This is a genomic window from Monashia sp. HAY1-2A (assembly GCF_056755315.1).
The window spans coordinates 1-273 of record NZ_JBNDHY010000408.1; the positions used below are offsets into that span (position 1 = coordinate 1).

Genomic DNA, 273 nt, shown 5'->3' on the forward strand with positions numbered 1-273 from the left:
GTTCCTTTCCTGCATCCTGCTGCTGTCCGGCGTCGTGCTCATGTACGCAGGCCAGGACGTCGGCAAGGCCTTCGACATGGTCACTACCGTGTCCGCGGTCTGCTTCGTGTTCGTTTGGTCGATCATCCTGGCCAGCTACCTGGCCTTCAGGAAGCGCCGGCCGCACCTGCACGAATCGTCTGCGTTCAAGATGCCCGGTGGCGTGGTGATGGTGTGGGTGGTGTTCGCGTTCTTCGCCTTCGTTTTGTGGGCCCTCACCACCCAGCCGGACAC

1 protein-coding gene is annotated in these 273 nt (G+C 62.3%); it reads left to right on the plus strand.

From position 1 onward, the window contains the following. Window positions 1-273 (plus strand): amino acid permease (locus ACPYOM_RS22505; RefSeq protein WP_481347666.1); only part of this gene is annotated, 273 nt, incomplete at both ends.